The 19,452-nt window shown below is 58.5% G+C and carries 18 protein-coding genes and 1 tRNA gene; 8 read left to right on the top strand and 11 right to left on the bottom strand.

Translation table 11 applies throughout. The features are described from left to right. Window positions 1–184: 184 nt before the first annotated feature. The 5 genes from ACID345_RS14300 to ACID345_RS14285 form a co-directional block, all read right to left on the bottom strand. Window positions 185–763, bottom strand: coding sequence for a DUF4118 domain-containing protein (locus ACID345_RS14300; protein ID WP_011523575.1), 579 nt, complete (start codon window positions 761–763; stop codon window positions 185–187). A 241-nt stretch (window positions 764–1,004) separates the two neighbouring features. Continuing rightward, entirely contained in the window at window positions 1,005–2,720 is a 1,716-nt protein-coding gene (locus ACID345_RS14295) for a cation:proton antiporter (protein ID WP_011523574.1), read from the bottom strand. Window positions 2,721–2,728: 8 nt separating this feature from the next. Further along, window positions 2,729–2,890, bottom strand: coding sequence for a hypothetical protein (locus ACID345_RS27520; RefSeq protein ID WP_187148832.1), 162 nt, complete (start codon window positions 2,888–2,890; stop codon window positions 2,729–2,731). A 77-nt stretch (window positions 2,891–2,967) separates the two neighbouring features. Next, window positions 2,968–3,216 (bottom strand): hypothetical protein, encoded by a 249-nt coding sequence (locus ACID345_RS14290; protein WP_011523573.1) that lies wholly within the window; start codon window positions 3,214–3,216, stop codon window positions 2,968–2,970. 30 nt (window positions 3,217–3,246) lie between these two features. Next, on the bottom strand, window positions 3,247–4,425 hold the full coding sequence (locus tag ACID345_RS14285) for a D-TA family PLP-dependent enzyme (RefSeq protein ID WP_148210123.1): 1,179 nt from the start codon (window positions 4,423–4,425) through the stop codon (window positions 3,247–3,249). A 196-nt stretch (window positions 4,426–4,621) separates the two neighbouring features. Here ACID345_RS14285 and ACID345_RS14280 point away from each other — a divergent pair, with 196 nt between their 5' ends. Beyond that, window positions 4,622–5,023 carry a GlcG/HbpS family heme-binding protein gene (locus tag ACID345_RS14280; RefSeq protein WP_011523571.1) on the top strand — a complete coding sequence of 134 codons (402 nt, stop codon included), beginning with the start codon at window positions 4,622–4,624 and terminating at the stop codon, window positions 5,021–5,023. 26 nt (window positions 5,024–5,049) lie between these two features. On the opposite strand, the gene ACID345_RS14275 is transcribed toward ACID345_RS14280, so the two are convergent. Further along, a complete protein-coding gene (locus tag ACID345_RS14275) occupies window positions 5,050–5,442 on the bottom strand; it encodes a nuclear transport factor 2 family protein (RefSeq protein WP_011523570.1) in 393 nt (130 codons plus the stop codon). 294 nt (window positions 5,443–5,736) lie between these two features. Between ACID345_RS14275 and ACID345_RS14270 the strand changes: the two genes are divergently transcribed. Further along, window positions 5,737–6,285: a carbonic anhydrase gene (locus ACID345_RS14270; RefSeq protein WP_011523569.1), complete on the top strand. Its 549-nt coding sequence runs from the start codon at window positions 5,737–5,739 to the stop codon at window positions 6,283–6,285. Between the two features lie 16 nt (window positions 6,286–6,301). Here the strand turns inward: ACID345_RS14270 and ACID345_RS14265 are convergent. Together ACID345_RS14265 and ACID345_RS14260 are read right to left on the bottom strand one after the other, a co-directional pair. Then, a tRNA-Lys gene (locus tag ACID345_RS14265) sits at window positions 6,302–6,377 on the bottom strand. Window positions 6,378–6,641: 264 nt separating this feature from the next. Continuing rightward, window positions 6,642–7,664, bottom strand: a complete 1,023-nt coding sequence (locus ACID345_RS14260) for a radical SAM protein (RefSeq protein WP_011523568.1) — start codon at window positions 7,662–7,664, stop codon at window positions 6,642–6,644. A gap of 195 nt (window positions 7,665–7,859) precedes the next feature. On the opposite strand from ACID345_RS14260, the gene ACID345_RS14255 reads away from it, so the two are divergent. Together ACID345_RS14255 and malQ are read left to right on the top strand one after the other, a co-directional pair. Next, window positions 7,860–9,824 (top strand): peptidyl-prolyl cis-trans isomerase, encoded by a 1,965-nt coding sequence (locus ACID345_RS14255; RefSeq protein WP_011523567.1) that lies wholly within the window; start codon window positions 7,860–7,862, stop codon window positions 9,822–9,824. A gap of 128 nt (window positions 9,825–9,952) precedes the next feature. Continuing rightward, window positions 9,953–11,506, top strand: coding sequence for a 4-alpha-glucanotransferase (gene malQ, locus ACID345_RS14250; RefSeq protein ID WP_011523566.1), 1,554 nt, complete (start codon window positions 9,953–9,955; stop codon window positions 11,504–11,506). Here the strand turns inward: malQ and treY are convergent. Then, complete coding sequence (treY, locus tag ACID345_RS14245; RefSeq protein ID WP_011523565.1) at window positions 11,453–14,476, bottom strand: malto-oligosyltrehalose synthase; 3,024 nt, start codon at window positions 14,474–14,476, stop codon at window positions 11,453–11,455. The genes malQ and treY overlap by 54 nt on opposite strands. Window positions 14,477–14,631: 155 nt before the next feature. Between treY and ACID345_RS14240 the strand changes: the two genes are divergently transcribed. Continuing rightward, window positions 14,632–14,829: a hypothetical protein gene (locus tag ACID345_RS14240; RefSeq protein WP_011523564.1), complete on the top strand. Its 198-nt coding sequence runs from the start codon at window positions 14,632–14,634 to the stop codon at window positions 14,827–14,829. After that, window positions 14,822–15,658 (top strand): 3-hydroxyacyl-CoA dehydrogenase family protein, encoded by an 837-nt coding sequence (locus ACID345_RS14235; RefSeq protein WP_011523563.1) that lies wholly within the window; start codon window positions 14,822–14,824, stop codon window positions 15,656–15,658. The genes ACID345_RS14240 and ACID345_RS14235 overlap by 8 nt, the downstream gene beginning before the upstream one ends. A gap of 6 nt (window positions 15,659–15,664) precedes the next feature. On the opposite strand, the gene ACID345_RS14230 is transcribed toward ACID345_RS14235, so the two are convergent. Next, complete coding sequence (locus tag ACID345_RS14230) at window positions 15,665–16,201, bottom strand: DinB family protein (RefSeq protein WP_011523562.1); 537 nt, start codon at window positions 16,199–16,201, stop codon at window positions 15,665–15,667. A gap of 38 nt (window positions 16,202–16,239) precedes the next feature. Continuing rightward, window positions 16,240–16,737, bottom strand: coding sequence for a zinc ribbon domain-containing protein (locus ACID345_RS14225; RefSeq protein ID WP_011523561.1), 498 nt, complete (start codon window positions 16,735–16,737; stop codon window positions 16,240–16,242). Window positions 16,738–16,926: 189 nt separating this feature from the next. On the opposite strand from ACID345_RS14225, the gene ACID345_RS14220 reads away from it, so the two are divergent. Both ACID345_RS14220 and ACID345_RS14215 read left to right on the top strand, forming a co-directional pair. Beyond that, window positions 16,927–18,174 (top strand): ABC transporter permease, encoded by a 1,248-nt coding sequence (locus ACID345_RS14220; protein ID WP_011523560.1) that lies wholly within the window; start codon window positions 16,927–16,929, stop codon window positions 18,172–18,174. Window positions 18,175–18,178: 4 nt separating this feature from the next. Then, window positions 18,179–19,420, top strand: a complete 1,242-nt coding sequence (locus ACID345_RS14215) for an ABC transporter permease (RefSeq protein ID WP_011523559.1) — start codon at window positions 18,179–18,181, stop codon at window positions 19,418–19,420. Window positions 19,421–19,452: the final 32 nt, after the last annotated feature.

The raw sequence follows: 19,452 nt of genomic DNA, 5'->3' as shown, positions 1-19,452 counted from the left end.
GCCCGGTACGCTAGTCCTCCAAAGCGTTTCGGAAGTTTTCCGGCGAACGTTCCACCCACAGCCATGACAAACATCAGTATTCCGCCGAACAGTGTGATGCCCGCACGAGTGAACTGCAAGTCATGCACGAAATGCTCCTTGCCGCGGAGGAATTCGGAGACACACGGGACAGGAAAGCGGAAACTTACCTTGCGGCGATGTTGTGGACTTCGGGGTAGAACTTATCGAGGCAATCGGGGCAGACGCCGTGGCTGAACTTGGCTTCGGTTTGGGCAGCGATGTAGCTTTCGACTTCCTGCCAGGAACCTTCGCCGTCTCGAATTTGTTTGCAGTGCATGCAGATGGGAAGAATGCCACGAAGGACGTGGATTTCCTCGATCGCTTTTTCGAGTTCCTGGTTTGCAGTGAGCGCGTCGGCTAGGGCCTGGTTACGCTTCGCCATGAGGTAGCTGACGGTGAAGGCTGCGGCACTGAAAACGGTGACACGGGTGAACCCGTAGAGATTCACATTGAGTCCGTGCTGATCGTTGAAGAAGACCGTGAAGGAGATACCGGTGAGCAGGCCGGCGAGCAGGCCGGGGCGCATGCCTCCGTACCAGGCGCTGAACATGATGGCTACGAAGAGAAGCAGGCCGCGGCTGTGGTCGAACATGTCGCGCAGCGGAAAACTGATCAGGGTAGCGATAGCGACGCTGGCGATCGCTACGAAATAGCTGCGATACGAACTTCGACGCTCGGTAAAAGCGGGCGTGGCTAAAGACATGCCGGTGTATCCCTAAGGCGATTTGCTGACGTGTGGTTCATGATCGCCGAAATCTCAGGGGATTTCATCCACCAATTCAAAAGACGGACACTCCAAGGTAACCACCCCGGGGCTTACGCTGAACCATCGTGTTGCGAGTGAAATCGCAAATTACTGAAGGCTAAGGGCGTTGGTGGAGGCCCCGAAGCGGACGGCTCGAGCAGCGAGATATGCCTCGAGAGTGGGCGGACGCCGGATGCGATCAGGGCAGGACTTCGTCGCGATCTCGGAGGGCTTCCTGGGCACGCTCGCGAAGTTGTTCTCCCTGGTCAGCCATGATAGCGAAGACGGCGCCGGCGAGATCCACCGCGCTCATCAGCCGCGGAATGAATACGAAGGTCGCTCCGGCGGCATAGAGTTCGCGAGCGTGGGAGAAAAACTCGGCGGTGACGATGACGTCGGCCTCGGGCGCAAGGCCGCGAATCATGCGAAGGAGTTTCAGATTGCTGGTGCCTTTTAAGAGCGAGTCGGGGATGGTAGAGATGACGAGCTTCGCTTCTTCGACGCCGGCATGGTGCAGCACGTCGCGATGACTGATGTCGCCATAGATGACGTGGAGGCCGCGGCGGTCGAGTTCAGCCTTAGCTTCGGGATTGAAGTCAATGATCGCGATCTCGTCCTTGCGCTCCGGCTCCATCTCTAATAACTCAACAAGCATGGAACTACTAGCGCGTGAGAAGCCGAGGAAGACGATTGGACGTGGCTCTGGTTTCTCCATCTCGCCGGCGGGGTCACCGAGATCGTGGATTCCAACGGCGATGAGGCCACGGTTGACGAAGGTGAAGATGCGGTGGCTCGCCATGATGGCGTACGTCGAGGTGACCGATGTGATGACCAGCGTGTAGAGCACGACGGAAAGGATGCGATCGGAGATGTGTCCGACGGAAACGCCGAGGGCGCAGATGACGAGGGAGAATTCGCTGATCTGGCCGAGATTCAGGGCCGGTAAAAAGCTGGCGCGATTGCCTTCCTTGAAGCGATGCAACACCGGGAATACGGTGAGGAAGCGCGAGAGGTTCAGGAAGATCGAGACGCCGACAGCGATGAGCAGCAGCCCGAACGTTGGGCGGGGGACCTTGGTTCCGAGTGTGACGAAGAAGAGAGTCACGAAGAAGTCGCGAAGGGTGATGATCTTGGCGACGATGTCCATGTTGTAGGGGAAGGTGGAGATGGCGACGCCGGCGATGAGTGCGCCCATCTCGCGTGAAAGGCCCACGTAACTTGCGACCATGGCGACGCCGAAACACCATGCGAGGGCGCTAATGAGTACCAGCTCTGGGCTTTTGGCGATGGAGCGAAAGAGAATCGGCAACAGGTAGCGGCTGGCGGCAAACGCGACAGCGACGACGGCAATGCCCTTGGCGAGTGAGAGCAGCAAGAGCAACGGGCGCGGGTGGCTGAGGTCGTGTTGGATGGCGAGGAAAAGAATGGCCCAGATGTCCTGGAAGACGAGGACGCCAAGGGTGATGCGGCCGGGTACGGTGTCGATCTCGAACTTGTCGTAGAGGAGCTTTACGACAATCATGGTGCTGGAGAGAGCGCACGCGACGGAGAGGTAGAGGACGGAGAGGCCTCCGGTGCGGAGGGAAAAGCCGATGAGCGGGAAAAATGCAAAGCCGAGGCCGACACAGGCGAAAAACTGAACGATACCCGTGGCGAGGACTGGCGCGCCCGCCGACTTCAGCTTCTTCAGGTCGATCTCGAGACCGATCATGAAGAGCAGCAGAATCAAGCCAAGTTCGGAGATGGGCTCGATGACATCCGTCTGCACCCAGCCAAACCCCTGCACGGCGCCGACGATGATGCCTCCAGCGATGTAGGCGAGGATGAGCGGCTGGCGAAGGAGCTTCGCCAGCAAGGCCAGTCCGGTGGCGACGAGGATCGCGAGCGAGATTTGCAGCAGGATGTCAGCGTGCATGACGCTCCTCAACTTTGTTTTGGTTTGGGTGGAATGCCGGTGCCGCACTTCTCACAGAGAACCGATTCGGCGGCTTTTGATTTGGGAACTACTTGCTTGTGATTGCAGCTTGGGCACTGGCGCTCAAGCGAGCGCAGGGTAGACAGAATGGCTTGTGCGAAATAAAGCACGGGCAAACTCCTCGCAGAGATGGAGAAAAATGGTCAGCACGCCAAAGCGTGCGGGGATCTGCGATAGATGCCGCGGGCTAGCAGAGACGAGTGCAGGTGAGGTCTACGACAGCAGAGCGGAACGCGGGAACTTCAAGCGACGCTATGGCGACGCACGCCAAGGATGCGAGCAGCAGAGGCAACGCGAGCGTAGGAAGCAGGAAGAGGAAAATGACAGGTGCGGTATGAGCATTGCCGCGAACCACTGCGATGGGCGTGGGAGTAAACGGGCACACGAGCACGAAAAACAGAAGCGCCGCAATCGACAATGCAAGCAGGTTTCTCATGTCCCCACGCGAATCCGGACACTATAGCACCTATGTGCGGAGCTGCTGCTGAAAGTTTTCGGCAAGGGGAACTTCTCGTCCCCTGGCAGTAACGGGCGCGACCTCCACGATGCGATGGTCACGAATGATTAATGCGTGGTCGAAGTTGTTCACGGTGGGGCAGACGTGTCGCGGAACGAGATAGAGGATGTTGCCGCGAGACGGGCGCGCCGAGCCCGATGGGACGCGGACCGGCAGATGCTCTTCGCTGGGATGGAGCGGCTCGAATTCCGGATGACCGACGACGCTACAGTTGGGGATTCCGGCATCGGCTGAGACGGACTTGTGACCGGCATCGCAGGTGAAAACGTCGGCTTGCGGGTGGCTGACGACCGTGCTGACGACGAGCGCAGCAGGTTGATATCCCCATTCCTGCGGAAGTTGCGCGAGGCTGCTCATGTCTCCGTAAACCACCGTGCCTGGCGACATGCGATGTTTGAACTCAGCGCGCTGGAAGCCAGAGTAGGTGAGGGAAGCCGGGAAAGCCGGGGTTCCAGCGGTGATTACTTCTTCGACAGGGAGGCCGTGCTGTTGCAGTGCTCCGACGATGCGCAGAAGGTGGTCGTAGCCGTGGTGTGCGGCTTGCTCGCGCTCCGATAGGTTCGCGTTGCGATGGTGGCCGTCGTAATAGTGCAGGCCGCGGAAGGGAACGCCTTCGGTCTGAAGACCCTGAGCGAGGCGAACGATATCTTCTTCGCAATCTTGCGAGATGCCGGTGCGATTCATACCGGGATCCACATCAATGAAGGCGCTGATGCCGGAGTGCCGCCAGGTGCTTACTTCATCGAGAGCTTCTACAACCACGGAAATCCGAACCTTGGGAAACATGGCTGCGATCTCTTTGATCCGGACCGCGCGAGCACCGTGGTTTGAGTAGGCGACCAGAACGTCGCGGGCGCCGACTTCGCAGGCGGTCAACAGTTCCAACGTGGTGGCGCACTTGAAATTCGTGACGCCCGACTCCACTAATCTCGACATGACGGCGGCGAGTTTCGCGGTCTTGACGTGCGGACGCCAGCGGTCGGGATCGCCATTGAGCAGGCGAAGCGTAGTGCGGATGTTGGCATCCACGAGGTCGAGGTAGATGGCGAGCGCAGGCGTAATCGCGGATTCGATGGAATCGATGTGGTAGTCGGCGAGCGGAAGTGCGGGGAGAAGAATGTTTGCCATATTCAACCGTCAATGTTCCCCGACGATTGTCTGCGGTCTGGGGCGGTAAGTCTACCGGCAGCGGGGCAAGTGTGAAAAACTGGGGGCGATGGGAGAAGTTCCGGAGCCGGATAGCATTTGTTGAGTCGCATCCGAGGCGCATAGAATCTCTTGACCAGGCACCTCGCCTGACCACAAGCACTTATTAGGAGGACCGATGTCCGCAGTGAAATTAGAGGATGCTCGCCGAGTGATCGGCGCGGCGGAGAAGAAGGCCAAAGAAATTGGCCAACCGATGAATATTGCAGTGGCAGACGAGGGCGGCAACATCGTGGCGCATGTGCGCATGGACAACGCGTGGATCGGCAGCATCGATATCTCGATGAAGAAGGCCTATACGTCGCGCGCGTTCGATATCGAGACGAAAGACCTGGCAACACATTCGCAGTCCGGCGGGCAGTTCTTCGGAATTCACGCGTCGAACGACGGGAAAATCATGATCTTCGCCGGCGGCATTCCGCTGAAGCGCGATGGAAAAGTGGTAGGCGCGATTGGCGTGAGCGGTGGATCGGGTGACCAGGACCACGCAGTGGCGATGGCCGGTGCAGCAGCGTACTGAAAGCCCGCACGGTAGCGCTCGGCGAGTCAGGACCGATGTGTGAAGGCGGGGGAGGGACCGGCTGAATCGGGCTGGTCCTCGATTTCCATGGCGGCGATCAGGCCGTTATTCATGGTGAATAGATGGAAAACCTCGCGGTCCAATAAAACCTCCCCCGCAAGATTCTTGACGAGCTGGTGCACCCTGACGCGGATTCTGCCTCCGTCTTCGGTGGTGATTGCAAGCGGTTCGACATGGGGATCGAACTCTCGCCACTGTCGCGTCCAGTAGGCGCGGATTTCTTCTTTTCCGACAGCTCTGCCGCCCTCCGAAGCTTTCGGCCAAGTCACGTCTTCGGTCATCAGCGCTAATACGCCGTCGATATCGCGCTGATTGAATGCGGAGTACGCCTGCTCAATCACCGCCTTGGTGTTTGCCATTGATCCTCCTGAAGCCCTTCTTAACGAAGCCAGTGTCTGCAAGAACATTTAGCCGAGCGACGTCGGATTTTGTTTTGATGTTTACCGCTCACCTGCAGATTCAACCATGGGTTGAGAGAGGAACGCGTTGATCTGCTGATACAGGGCCTGTTTTGGCCTGTGTTTACGGGCCTAATCGTGTCGGCTTCGATTGCCGGAGTAATTTTTGCGTGAATCGCTTGGTCCGAACAAATCGACGCCAACATCCAATGACTATTCTCGCGTTACGCAAGATCACTCTCAGGAGAATCAGAAATGAATGCCCTTGATCTCATGTTGAAACGCAACAAAGAGTCCGCGGCCCCTGTGCCATCTCTTCCACAATCTTTGCAGACTTTGAAAGCAGTGATCATCGGTTGCGCCGATATGCGAGTTGATCCTGCTCACGTGCTTGGAATCAAACCCGGTGAGGCTGTGGTAATCAGAAACATCGGCGGTCGAGTTACACCGGGACTGCTCGAGGAGTTCGGTCTTCTCGGACGAATCGGCGAGGTTGCCGGAGCGATTCCGGGAGGCGGCGGGGAGTTTCACCTGATCGTACTTCATCACACGGATTGCGGCAGCACGCGCCTGGTGGGAGATCCGGCCATGCTTGCGCACTACTTTCAGATACCGGAAAGGGAAGTTGAGGCCAAGTCAGTCCGCGATCCACGCAAATCCGTTGCGGTCGACGTGGCTGCACTCAGAGCTATTCCGGCGTTGCCGGACGATTGGCTCATCTCTGGCCTCGTTTATGACGTTGCGACGGGACTGGTCGAGGTGGTTGTACCGGCATCGCCAATTCGAGCTGCGAATGCAGCCTGAGATTTTAAAATTGAGATGGTGAGCGCGGAAGGAATCGAACCTTCAACCTACTGATTAAGAGTCAGTTGCTCTGCCAATTGAGCTACGCGCCCTGACTTTGGTTGGAACTCGCTGCCGAATCTTGCCGATCTGGAAGGAGCTGGCGGTGCGGGTGAGGCGGAAGAAAACTTACCGAATCGAACCACCTTCAACAATTTAACACACGATGAACGATTGCGTCATGCGGGTTGTGGAAAGTGGATGTGTCAGTCCAAAACAACAGCAGATCCTTCGCTGCGCTCAGGATGACAGAACGTTTTTGTGCGGGGGATGCTTCTGTATGCGCTGGCCGCGACTGGAAAAACTTGATGACACGACTACTCGATCTGCACTAACTCGTTTTCGGGGACGGGTTGCGCTGATGTGATGGACTGCGGGGCGCGCCAGTGGTCGATGTAACTGATCTGGTGGACGCACGAAATGGTGCAGTGCGGGGCGCAGCTCTTTTCGGTTAGGAATTCGCGCTTCACATCGGCTGTGGTGTATTGCTCAAGCGGGACGGCGGGGTAGCCGCGCTGCTGCGAGCAGTAGTGCACCAGGCCATCTTCACAGATATAGATGTAGCGGGCGCCGGCGCGGCATCGCCACTCGTTCGGCTTGCCGTGCGCGATGTTGTTCTGGAAGTGATTGAAGCGCGAGTAGCTCTTCTTTTCTAGCGTCTTGATCTTCAGGAAAACGGCGCGCTCTTCTTCGTTGAGGGGCTGGAGCTGGCCTTCGCCGTCGTGGATGATGCCGACGGTTGAGGTGAAGCCTAACTGCAATGCGCGACGGCTGACGACCAGGGCGTCGTGCGGATCCTTCACGCCGCCGCCGACCACGGAGTTGATGTTCACGTGGAAGTCGGCGTGTTCGGAGAGGAGCTGGAGTTTCTTGTCGAGGACCTTCAAGCTCTTTTTGGAGACGTCGTCGGGATTAACGTTGTCGATGGAGATCTGGAGGTGGTCGAGGCCGGCGTTGTTCAAGCGCTTGATGCGGTCGGCGGTGAGCAGGTAGCCGTTGGTGATCATGCCGGCGATGATCGGGTGCTTGCGCATGTGCCGGATGATCTCGTCGAGATCGGGGTGGAGCAGGGGTTCGCCGCCGCTGATGGTGACGATGTTCGTGCCCAGCTTGGCGAGGAGATCGATGCGGCGCTTGATGGTCTCGAGCGGAACCGGCTTGGAAACCTTGTCGTACTCGTTGCAGTACTTGCAGGAAAGATTGCACTGGCGCATGGGGATGATGTGCGCCATTACCGGGTGATCGGTAGAGGCAAGAGCGCGGCCAATCATGGCGAGCTCGCGAACGCGGCGCCGGGCTGCTACGAGGTTCCTGTGGAGACTGTTGGGTCGCTTCCGCATGAGGACTGCAATTATTACAACACATTGACAATGCGGGCGTTAACGCCGGAGCGGGTGATCGGTTGAATTCGCGGGTTAAGTGGTAAACCCGCCACAGTGAAAGGAGGGCGAATTCGGAGTGACGCGGGGAAGACGAGCGACGCTGCTGGTTTATAATTATGGATTCGCCCCACTCAATTTGGAGTTCCAGAGAAGATGATTCGATTCCTGCAGACCCCTTCCAAGACCAAGAAGATCGTGCTTGGAGGCCTCCTCACTGTTATTTGCGTCATGATGGTCGTTACCCTCATTCCGGGCGGCGGCATTTTCGGCTTCGGCGACACCACGGTTACTGGCGACAGCGACCTGGCCAAAGTTGATGGTGAAGCCATCACCGCGGCCGATGCTTCGAAGGCTGCCCAGAACATGGCCCAGCAGCAGCGCTATCCGGCGCAATTCGTTCCGTTCCTCATGCCGCAAGCGGTCGAGATGCTGATCAAGCAGAAGGCCGTGCTCGATGAAGCGCATCGCATGGGACTGAACGTTTCCGATGAGGAACTCCGCGCGGTGCTGCACAAGGGGCAGTTCGGCGAAATCCTCTTCCCGAAGGGCAACTACGTGGGCGACGACGCCTACCAGAACTTTGTGCAGAGCCAGTTCAGCATGACGGTCCCGCAGTTCGAACTGGAACTGAAGAAGTCGATCGAGATCCAGAAGCTGCGCGGCGTGGTGGAAGCCAGCGCAACGGTAGCGGATGCCGACATTGACAACCTGGTGCGGCAGCAGCAGACCAAGGTGAAGTTCGATTACGCATCGCTCTCATTGGCCGACATCGAAAAGGGCATTAATCCGAGCGACGCCGAAATGAAGGCGTGGTACGAGGCGCACAAGGACCAGTTCAAGGACTCGCTGCCGGAAAAGCGCAAGATCAAGTACGTCTCCGTAATTGGTAGCAAGCTGCCGGGCGTGCAGCCGAGCGATGCCGACATCCAGAAGTACTACAACGACCACAAGACGGAGTTCACAATTCCGCAGACCGCGACCGTCCAGCACATCCTGGTGATGGTGCCGCAGGGCGCGGATGCCAAGACCGATGCCGCTGCCAAAGCGAAGGCGGAAGATTACCTGAAGCAGGCAAGGGGCGGAGCGAACTTCGGCGAACTGGCTAAGAAGTATTCGGACGACAAGGGCACCGGCGACAGCACTCTGGAAGTGACGCCGCAGGGCAACCTTGTGAAGGAGTTTAAGGACGCGTCGTTGGCGGGCAAGACGGGCGACATCCTTGGACCGGTGAAGACGCAGTTCGGGTACCACATTATTAAGATCCAGAAGAACGAACCGGCAGGCGCCAGGTCGCTGGATGAAGTGAAGTCGCAAATCGCTATCGTGATGGGCGGACAGAAGGCTGCCGATGCGGCGCAGAAAGCGGCTGATAACCTTCGCAATTCGGCGCGCGTGCAGGGGCTGGACAAGGCTGCTGCGGCCGCTGGCGACACGGTGGAGACGACCGACTTCGTTACGCAGTCGTCTTTGTTGCCGGGAATCGGGCAGGCTCCCCAGTTCATGAACGCGGTCTTCAAGGCGAATGCCAAGAGCGGCGCAGACGTCGCGCCGATCACGGGTGGCTACGCCGTCTACGAAGTGACCGATGTGCAGCCTCCGGCGACGCCGACCTTCGAGCAGGCGAAGGCGCAGGTCGAGCAGCAGTTCAAGGCCGGCAAGGCGCAGACGCTGATCGTGCAGAAGGCACAGGAACTGGCCGATCGCGCGCGCACCGAGCATGACCTGAAGAAGGCTGCGAAGGAAGCGGGCGTGACGGTGAAGACCAGCGAGATGGTGACGCAGTCGTCGCAGGTGCCGGACGTCGGCTCCTTGAGCGGTCCGAGCTTCACGGCTGTGTTCGCCGGTAAGACTGGCGACATCATTGGGCCGGTGCAGGGCGGACGCAACGCCATTGTGATCGCGGTCGTCGAGAAGCAGGAACCGACGGCAGACGAGATGACCAAGGGCAAGGAAGAAGCGCGCCAGCAGTTGCTTGCCAAGAAGAAGGATGAAGTGCTCGAGATCTACGTTTCGAACCTGATCGCGAGCATGGAGAAGAGCGGCAAGATCAAGCGCAACAAGAAGGCGATTGAGCGCTTGTCGCAAGGTGCCGGATTGGGCTCGTCGCAAGGCGAGTAATCACTCCACAATGCTTTACGGTCGCGGTCGGCAATGCCGGCCGCGATTTTGTTTAGAATGAAAATTTGCCGTTTGTAATTCGTGCAGTCGGCCTGCGTCTTGCAAAACCCAGCATCCAAGGTTTGTACATGTTCACGAAGCGAGCTTCCGGCATTCTTCTCCATCCATCTTCCTTGCCGTCGCGTGGCGGCATTGGCGATTTCGGCCCCGCTGCTTATGAATTCGTAAATTGGCTGGCGGAGGGCAAGCAAACGCTGTGGCAGATCCTGCCGCTCGGGCCTCCGGGGATCGGGAACTCGCCGTATTCATCGACGTCGGCATTTGCGGGAAACATTGTGCTCATCAGCCTCGAGCGGCTGGCGGAGCGCGGAATGCTCGACAACGCTGCGCTGAAGAGCTTGCCGGAAAGCGATGGGAGCCGCGTTAATTTTGAGAACGTATTGAAGGTCAAACTCCCGCTGTTGCGACAGGCGGCGGAGAGCTTTTTGAAGAACGCTTACGGAAATTCGCGCGAGCGGTTCAATCGCTTTTGCCGCGACAACACCTGGTGGCTCGACGATTTCGTGCTCTTCGACGCTCTGCGCGAACGTTACCAGGGAGCGAGCTGGAATACGTGGCCGACCGAGATTTCGCATTGCCAGCCGGAGGCAATTGCCAAGACGCGCAGCGAACTGGCGCACGAGTTGGAGGTCGCAAAGTTCCTGCAGTTTGCGTTCTTCGAGCAGTGGGGCGCGCTGCGAAACTATTGTCATCAGCGGCGAATCCGGATTGTGGGCGACGTGGCGATATTCGTCAGCTACGACAGCGCTGACGTCTGGACGCACCGCGACATCTTCCGTCTGCGCGACGTGGAACCCGAAGTCGTTGCCGGAGTGCCACCGGATGCATTCAGCGATACCGGCCAGCGATGGGGGAATCCGCTATATGACTGGAACCGCCTGCGCGAGCGCGGCTACGACTGGTGGGTGAGCCGCATGCGCTGGGCGCACACCTGGTGCGACATCCTGCGCATCGATCACTTCCGCGGCTTTGAATCGTATTGGGAGATTCCGGCGGACGAACCGACGGCGATCCACGGTAGCTGGGCGAAAGGTCCCGCTGACGAGTTTTTCCACGTGATCAACCGCGAACTCGGCGAGTTGCCATTCATTGCCGAAGACCTGGGAATGATCACTCCGGAAGTGCATCAATTGCGCGAGCGGCTGAAGATTCCCGGTATGCGCGTGCTGCAGTTTGCGTTTGGCGATCGCGGCGCGCACATGTACTTGCCGCACCGCTACGACACAAACACCGTGGTCTATACCGGCACCCACGACAACGACACCACGATGGGTTGGTGGCAAGGTGACGCCCAGCCGCATGAAAAGCGCGACGCCGCCGCAGCCTTTGGCGCGAACGACCAGAACGTGCATTGGGCGTTCATTCGCGCGGCGCAGACATCGCTGGCAACGCTGAGCGTGGTGCCGCTGCAGGACGTCTTCGGCCTTGACAGTTCCGCGCGCATGAATACGCCGAGCCTTTCCGACGGCAACTGGGGCTGGCGCTACAAGCGCGGGCTGCTTACGCAAGATGCAGCGAAAACGCTGTCAGAACTAGCGGAGACGACGGATCGCGACGAGTTGTTGTTATCAGGCGGAAACCAGCAGGGCAACGGGGAACGACCGGAAGATTTCGCTGCATAACAAGCGCTGTTCGCGGCCGATGCTCACCGTTTCACCGGTGAAGACATTGCGGAATGTGCCGGTGATCTCCGGCGGAATTTCGAGATAGCCGCGGTCCCAGGCGCGCCCGATTGGCGGCTGCACGATACCCTTCATCAACGTACAGCTCAGTCGCGGAGCCACGGCGATCGCGTGCCGTCCGTTGAGAGTGCGCGCATAAGCGATGACGTGCTTCTCGTGCAGATAGCTTGCGGAGAGCGGCGTGTAGCTGCCTTCCATGAACAGTTCGCGCTCCTGCTGGCGCAGACGCAACGATTGCATCACGGTCCAGAGTTTAATGTGGCCGTCGCGCCAGTTTTCGAGAAGAGTACGGCAGAGTTCAGATTCTGCGTCCGCGAAATGGTTTAGATCACTTACCGCGCGTTTGCGTGCTTCAAAGTCAACCGGGCGGCGATTGTCCGGATCCACGAGGCTGAAGTCCCACATTTCCTGACCCTGATAAATGTCGGGAACTCCCGGCGCGGTCAGCTTGATCAGCGTTTGTGAGAGCGAGTTGATGGCGCCGAAGAACTGAACTTGCGGGAGCAGCTGGTCCATGTAACTGAGGAACTGGTTCGGACGCCGCACACTGCCGGGCTCGAGAATGCTCGCGACAAATTCCTGAAGAGCTTCGGTGTAATCCGGATTCTGGTTTACCCAACTCAGGTTGACCTTGGCTTCGTGGATCGCCTTGGTCATGTATTCCTGGATGCGATGAACGAAACTCTCGCGGCAATCCGGGTCGCCGATACCTTCGAGCGGCCACGCGCCAAGCAGCGTTTGATAGAGCAAGTATTCTTCGTTGGCATCGGGTGGAACACGGCCATCGCTGAGTTGCAGCTTCTTCGGCTTGTTGACGCGACGGAAGCGCATCACGTGGGTGGACCACTCGCGCGGCATCTCTGAGAGCACGTTCAAGCGCGCACGGACATCTTCGCTACGCTTGGTGTCGTGCGTGGAAGTCGAGAGCATGGACGCCGCCCAAGTGCCCGCGCGAGCAGCATTGGCGCGATGGAATTGCAGCAGGGAAGTTCCGAAAGTTTCGGGCGAGCCGCCTACCTCGTTTAACGATATAAATCGGTTGTACACGTAGAACGTGGTGTCTTCCAGGCCCTTGGCCATCACCGGGCCGGTAAGTTGCTGGAACTTCAGCGTGAAATAGAGCATTTTGCGATAGCCGTGGATACGCTCTCCGCCGTCGTTGCCTTCGAGCAGAAGGATGTCGCGCAAAAAATCGAAGACGCCGGCAGCCATGCCTTCGTTGCGGCGTTTCGCGGTGACAATGGCTTTGTCAATCTGTTCACGATCGCGCGCGTTCATGTTGCCGCGCTCATCTATGTAGGTTCGATAGACAGGGAAGCAGGCGATGGTTTCGCGGATGGCGTCGGAGAGCACATTGCGGGTGTAATCGCGGGCGCGGCGATCGCGGCCGGAGATGTCGTCGAGCATGTGGGTGAGCACGTTGATCTCGCTCGCCAACGCGGTGTCCATGATCAGCTTCTTGCTGTCGTAGATCAGGTCGTCGATGTCGACCGTGCGCTCCAGCACGCGATGGTAGAGCTGGGTGAGCGGCTTCTCGCCTGCGGGATCAATCAATACGCCGTTGACGAGATTGGCGAAGTCGTAGCCAACGGTGCCGTCCACCGGCCATTCGACGGGAAGGTGCTCGCCGGGTTCGAGAATTTTCTCGACCAATAAATAGAGCGGTGCGCTCGGACCGCCCCAGTCGCGCTGTCCGAAGGCGCTCTGGATTTCGCGCTCGATGCCGTTTTCCGCGAGCTCGCCTTCCGGAGTGGCGCCGTTGCATTGGCTCGCGGTGTAGAGCATTTGCGCGCGCACGAAATATTGCAGCGGATTAAACAGGCCGTCAGGATGGTCGAGGCGCAGGCCGGTGACGTCGCCGTTTGCGAGCAGCTTGCGAATCAGGCGATGGGTGTCGGCGAAAACGCGCGGGTTTTCCATGCGGATGGCGACGAGGTCGTTGATGTCGAAGAAGCGGCGATAATTGATCTCCTCGCCACTCACACGCCAAAACGCCAGGCGGTAGGCCTGGGCTTCCAGCAGACGATGGAGACCGTCGAAGCTGCGGGTGTCGCCAACCTCGCCGTTGAGGATCGCCATGGCATCCTCAGTGGCCTGTCGGACGGACTCGCTGCCGGCAATCAGTTCCGAGAGTCGCTCTACGACATTTGGCAGTCCGCGCTGGCGGGTGAGGACAAGGTCGTGATCTTCGGTCCAGTTCGGCGGATATCCGCGCAGCTCTTCGAGAACCGCGATCAGCTCGGGCATGCGATGGCCCTGGCGCTGGCGGAGGTCTCCGAGCGCGCCGTAGATCATGGGAATCGTCTGAGGATCCACGGGCAGGACTCGTTCGTAGTAAAGGAAGACGATGAGGCCGTCGTGCAGCGACAACTTAATCCGGGCGGCCTCCAGTTCATCGCCGTAGTAGTTGCCGAGGATCGGGAGCAGCAGCTTGTTGCGGAGCTCCGGCTTGAGCGGGTTCCAGTCAATATCGAAGTAGTCGGCGAACTCGCTGGCGCGGCCGTTTTCGAGAACATCCTGCCACCAGCGGTTCTCGCCGGTGCCTACACCCATGTGGTTGGGCACCACGTCGAGGATGAATCCGATCCCGTGCTCTTTCAGCTTCGTTGAGAGCTGGTGAAACTCCTCTTCCGTCCCGATCTCCGGGTTGAGCGAGTTGTGATCGGTGATGTCGTAGCCGTGTGTACTTCCGGCGCGGGCCTTTAAGATCGGCGAGGCATAACAATGCGAGATGCCGAGTTCGTGCAGATAGCCGATGAGCTGCTCGGCGTCTGTGAACCTGAAATTGGAATGAAATTGGAGGCGGTAGGTCGAAGTTGGACGCAGCTGCCGCTTACCAGCGGCAATCCGCTCCATACATTCGGCCAAGGCACTCTTCTGTTCGGCAAAAATCGTGGGGCTGCTTCGCATCAATCTCGATTGCCTTTGCAGACGGGGCAAAAAATTGGATGCAACCTTTTCCGCCGTGGCTGCCTCGGGATGTCCACAGCTCCGCTTTACTAATCTTGGCGCGGCATTGAAAATAGGTTGTTGCAGTTATCAATTGAATATCCCAAGGAGCACGCATGGCCGTCGTAAGCGGTGAAGTCATTCGCATGATGAACTACGTTGACGACATTTCGGCAACTCTCCGCCGCGTTGTCGCGAACTACAGCTTCCTCACGACTGAAGAGAAGCAGCGCATCGCTGATTACATGGAGAAGGTCGAACCCAATTACCCGAAGGTCGTCCAGGACCTGCGGAGCAACAAGACCATTGAGTGAGGTCCGCATCATCGCCGTGATCGGCGCGGGCACCATGGGACGCAGCATCGCGCAGGCCGCCGCAGTTGGCGGCTTTCGCACCATCCTTGAAGACATTCTTCCCAACGCACTTCGCAAAGCCGAAGACGCCATCCGCGCCGAGCTCGGCCGCGCCGTCTCCACCGGCAGCGTAGAACAACGCGAAGCGGATGCAGCACTGGCGCGCATTGAGTACGCGTCCAATCTCGAAGACGCAGCGCGCGACGCCGACATGGTGATCGAAGCGGTGCCGGACGAACTCGAGTCGAAGCTGGAGATCTTCGTCCTGCTCGACAAAGTTTGCCGTCCGGAGACGATGATCGTTTCGCATACCCAGATACAGAGCATCACCGAACTGGCTTCGGTGATCTATCGTGCGCCGAAGTGCATTGCGATGTGGTTCCCAAAGCCGCCACAAACGTCGGTTGCTCTGGAAATCGTTCGAGGTCTGGAAACCAGCGACGAGACGGCCACGGCTGCAGTCGCGGTAGCGCAGAGAATGAAGCGCGAACCGATCCTATTGCGCGAAACGCCGGGAGCGATCACCGCGCGCATGCAGGCGCTGATCAGTAATGAGGCGTTCAAAATGCTCGGGGAAGGACTGGCGTCGGCCGAAGAGATTGATCGCGCGTTACAACAGGGACTGGGATTGCCGATGGGTCCAATTGCGGAGGCCGAACAGTATGGCCTCGAGCGACGTCTGCGGATGATGGAATACCTTCACAAAACGCTCGGCGAGACGTACCGCCCCGCTCCTCTGCTGGAGCAGTACGTCAAAGCGAACAAACGAGCCTTGGCTGTCTCCCGCTGATCCCGATTACTTCTCGGACCAGGGTGGAACGACTCCATTCATGCGTGCGTATGCGACCAACTGTCCCATGTGTTCGTTATTGTGGATGACCATGCGAAGGTAAATGTCGTCGTGGGTAACAGTGTGGTCGAGGAACTTTGCTGTCTTCTTTAAATCGGCCGCGGTTACATGCGCACGAGCGTTACCCGCTGCGTCCAACGATCGTTTTAGCCAATCTACAACCTTCGCTTTCTCGGGCGCGACCTTTTCTTCATCTACCGACTGAAAATCGGGGGGCAATTTCTGTCCCATGAGCGAGAGAAAATAGAAGTTCGCTCCGGCAATATGCATGATCACTTCGCCGGTGGATCGCACACCCGGCGCCGGTCGCCACGCGTATTTGTCAGCGGGAATCGCTTCGGCCAGCGCGATCAACTGTCGAGAAACATGCGTCCATTCGCCGTCGTAACCTTGCCCGACGCCTTCGATGAAGTTTGGTTTCTGCGCCAGCAGCGTGGCAGCGCTGAACATGCTGAACAACAGGAACGCAAGCAGGCGTTTCATGCGGTTCTCTCCTTGAAGTACACGGTCGCTTACGTTCGCTAAGCGGCGCTCGTCTTCTTCGCCGTCAGTTCGTACTCGCGTTCCGAAGCCTCAGGCAGCAACACCCACAGTCCATAGATGCCGAGCGCGGTTCCGAACGGAACTTTGAACATCGCGAAGAACGAGAGCACGATCGTCAACATGCGTGCCCAGGGTTCCCGGTTGATCAGTCCCCATCCGGCAAGGAAGCCGAACATCGAGAGGATCAGAATCACGGTCCCGATGATGTGCAGTAGTGGCGGGATAAACGCTGGCGGTCCGCCATTGCCGAAACGAATGATGTTGGTCATAACCGCAGCCACGATGAAACACGCCAAACTGCCGAGCGCGACCAGCGCAGAGTACGCGGTCCAGAGAATGCCGAGCATGCGCACATGCTGTTGCACGCGGCTCTGTTGCACGTACGTCACGGGAACCATGGTGTAAAACGCCCGCCCACAATTGCCGCAAAAACGTTGGTTCTGGGGTACCGTTGCCCCACACTTGTCGCAGAACATTGACCCCTCCTGCAGGGATGATACGTGCAAGGCACTGCCCGAGTTCCGTCCCTGCAAAAAGAATGATTTCGAGAGTTCATCCCTGCCGGTTGCAGTTCATCCCGATTGCCCGGTTTGGGCCGCTAAGTTCTGTCTATATAGGAACTTCTGCGCGGGCAGGCGCGTATCTCCCCATCAGGAGACGAGTGTATGCGCCTTGCCCTCGATATCATTGGACAGACCTTCCGCATTCTCTGGGCGCACAAATTGCGCTCGTTTCTCACCATGTTCGGCATCGCTTGGGGCGTCGGCTCCCTACTGTTGCTCGTAGGGCTCGGCGAGGGGTTCCGCTCCGGCAATCGGCGCGAGATGAAGAGCTTCGGCGAAGACATCGAATTTGTTTTCCCCGGACGCGCGCCTGCGGTGGCAGGGAACATGAGCTCCGGGCATCCCTACAAGCTGACCATCCAGGACGCGAAGGACATTGCGCAGTTGCCGCATGTGCGCTCGGCTTCTCCGGTGCTGCAGCGCGAAGATATCCGTGAAGTCAGCGAGTTCGGCAACTCGAACGGGCAAGTCGTCGGAATTCTGCCGGTGTTCAACGACATTCGCTACCTGCCGCTGTCGAAGGGTCGCTGGCTGAACGATCTTGATGAAACCCAGCGTCGCGACGTGGCGGTTATCGGCGACGAGATGGTGAAGAACCTCTTTCCCGACAAACAGAATCCGCTCGGACACCAGATCCTGCTCAACGGCCGCAGCTTTGAAGTGATTGGCGTGGTGCAACGCGTGGGCAAGGGCGACGAGAACTCGACCAACAATCGCGTCTTCATTCCGTTCTCCGCGATGCACACCTACTTCCCGCTGAAGCAGTCGCAGGAAGACAACGCAGTGAGCTTCATCAACTTCCGGCCCATTACGCACGACGATCACGCGGTCGCGATGAAGGAAGCCAAGTCGATTGTGGCACGCAACCACGGTTTCGATGCCGCAAATGACGATGCCTTCGAAGCCTGGGATAGCGCCAAGTCGGCTGAGATGGTCGGGAAGATCTTCGACGCGATGAATGTCTTCCTTGGCGGAGTGGGGATCGTAACCCTGGCGCTGGGCGCGATCGGGATTATCAACATCATGCTTGTGGCAGTGACCGAACGCACCCGCGAAATCGGATTGCGCAAGGCGCTCGGCGCAACCAACCGCAGCGTACTGGCACAGTTCTTCCTCGAAGGCACGTTCTTAACCTTATTTAGCGGCGGACTCGGCCTGATCGGAGCGATTGGCTTCTGCGCGTTGCTGGCGCAGTTGCCGGCGCCAGACGGCTTCGATACGCCGCGCGTAGTGCCGATGTCGGCTGCCGTTGCAATCGGAACGCTGGCGTTGGCGGGTGTGATCGCCGGATTGTATCCGGCACGGAAGGCAGCGCTCATGGCACCCGTTGACGCGCTGAGAGCGGAGTAAAGCTATGGTTCGCGATCTGCTTCAACAGGCAAACAGCGCCATGCGGCACAACCGCCGGCGCACCGCACTCACCATGCTGGGCATGGCATGGGGCATCGCCACGGTGGTATTGCTCCTCGCCTACGGCTCCGGCTTTGGCCGCGCGATCACAACGATTTTCTCGCACTTCGGCGTGAAGCTGATCGGCGTCTTCCCAGGACGCACCTCCCAGCAGGCCGGCGGACAAAAGGCCGGCAGCCAGGTGCGCTTCACTATGGAAGACTTGGATCGCCTCGCGACCAACGTTCCAATGGTAAAGAGAATTTCGCCGGTGGCTTATCAGCAGACCACGGTTGCAAATGACACGCGCAGTTACAACTTCCAGGTTACGGGTTCGTACCCGAACATAGCGCGGATCCAGAACGTCAATGTGGACACTGGTCGGTTTTTCAATGAAGAGGACCTGGCGCAGAAGGGGCGCGTGGCGGTGATCGGCTCCGAGGCGAAGACGAAGCTCTTTTCCGGCGCATACGCGTTGGGCCAGCGCATTCGCATCAACGGGATTTCGTTCGAAGTCATCGGCATCATCGAAGCGCGCATGCAGGAAGGCGACAACGACATCAATCGCCAGATTTACATTCCGTTCTCGACCATGGGCGACCTTAAGGACACGCACTACCTCGATGGCATCTGGATTGACTACGAGACCGATCAGTACGAGATGGTGGAGCGCGGTATCCGCACGACGCTGGCTGATGCGCATGGTTTCAAACCCGACGATAATCGCGCGATCTTCGTCTTCGACGCCATGAAACAGGTGAAGCAGTTCGAGATCATCACCATGGGTTTGAAAATCCTGTTGGCGTTCATCGGCACCCTGACGCTGGGAATCGGCGGTGTGGGCTTGATGAACATCATGCTTGTTTCCGTGACGCAGCGTACGCGCGAAATCGGCGTCGAGAAGGCGCTCGGCGGACGCAAACGCGACATCCTCTTCCAATTCCTCGCCGAGGCACTGACTATCACGTTCATGGGCGGCGCGATTGGAATCGCATTCGCCTACATCGTTTCGTTTAGCGTGGGCCGGCTGACGTTCTACAGCGCGATTGCGAAGAATGCGGAAGCCGCTGACATCCGGCTGATCATCGATCCAAGCACACTCATAGTTGCAACGGTCATTCTCATCATTGTCGGTATCGTGAGTGGCATGCTGCCGGCGATCAAAGCTTCCCGGTTAAATCCGATTGAGGCTCTGCGGTACGAATAAGTTCCTGTCTCTCCGGACAGAGGCGGATGGAT

This window comes from Candidatus Koribacter versatilis Ellin345 (genome assembly GCF_000014005.1).
Lineage (GTDB): Bacteria > Acidobacteriota > Terriglobia > Terriglobales > Acidobacteriaceae > Korobacter > Korobacter versatilis_A.
Note: the sequence above shows the minus strand (reverse complement) of the source record. Positions and strands in the feature narration are given on the sequence as shown.